This window comes from Streptomyces sp. YS-3 (genome assembly GCF_045257485.1).
GTDB lineage: Bacteria > Actinomycetota > Actinomycetes > Streptomycetales > Streptomycetaceae > Streptomyces.
This window is the reverse complement of record NZ_JBJHPC010001122.1, coordinates 1-833: the sequence shown is the minus strand read 5'-3', so window position 1 is coordinate 833 and position 833 is coordinate 1. Positions and strand designations below refer to the sequence as shown.

The following is an 833-nucleotide window of genomic DNA, read 5'->3' as shown; positions in this document are numbered from 1 at the left end:
GGGCGCTGGGCGCTGGGCGCTGCGGGAAGCCTCAGCCCGTCGCCTTCAGGGCCGCCACCGCCGAGGTCGCCAGATCGTCCAGGTAGCCCTTCGGCAGATCGCCCCGGACCACCACCAGCCGCCAGTACAGCGGCCCCACGATCAGGTCGAGGGCACGGTCCGGGTCGGCGCCCTCGGCGAGCTCGCCGCGCTCCACGGCCTCCCGTACGACGACCGCCGCGACGCCCTTCTGGCCGTCGAGCAGCGCCTCCTTGATGGCGTCGGCGATCTCGGGGTGCCGGACGGACTCGACCAGCAGGTCCGGGATCACCTGGGAGGCGACCGGGTGGCGCAGGGCGAGCGCCGCCACCGCCAGCAGCGCCCGGATGTCCCCGTACAGCGAGCCCGTGTGGGGCACCGGGAGGCCCTGGGCGGCGAACGCGGACACCAGGTCGAGGACCAGGCTCAGCTTGGACTTCCAGCGGCGGTACACGGCCGTCTTGCCCACTCCGGCGCGGCGCGCGATGCCCTCGATCGACATCCGGGCGAACCCGACCGCCGCCAGCTCCTCGAACACGGCCTTGCGGATGGCCTCGGTCACGTCCGAGCGCAGCACGGCGGCACCGGCCGGGGCGCGGCGCTGGGGTTCGGCGGGGGCCGGGGCGTCCGAGTTGGTCATGTCTTGAGCATAGCGATACGACGAGACGGTTGCGTTGCGACGTAGTGGCGTCCTACTCTCACCGTTACGACGATACGGACCCGTCCCGTCGTAACCGCAGGTTCACCACAAGGCCACCCCCCGGTTCCGGGAGCACCCGATCCGGACCCGCGCCGGGCCGGGACACGCCTCCCCG

1 protein-coding gene is annotated in these 833 nt (G+C 73.2%); it reads right to left on the bottom strand.

The window, feature by feature from the left end:
* Window positions 1-31: 31 nt before the first annotated feature.
* Window positions 32-658, bottom strand: a complete 627-nt coding sequence (locus ACJA3G_RS37875) for a TetR/AcrR family transcriptional regulator (RefSeq protein WP_406557529.1) — start codon at window positions 656-658, stop codon at window positions 32-34.
* Window positions 659-833 lie beyond the last annotated feature (175 nt).

Excerpts from the sequence above, each read along its gene's own strand:
- ACJA3G_RS37875 (WP_406557529.1), bottom strand. The coding sequence starts at position 658 with ATGACCAACTCGGACGCCCCGGCCCCCGCCGAACCCCAGCGCCGCGCC.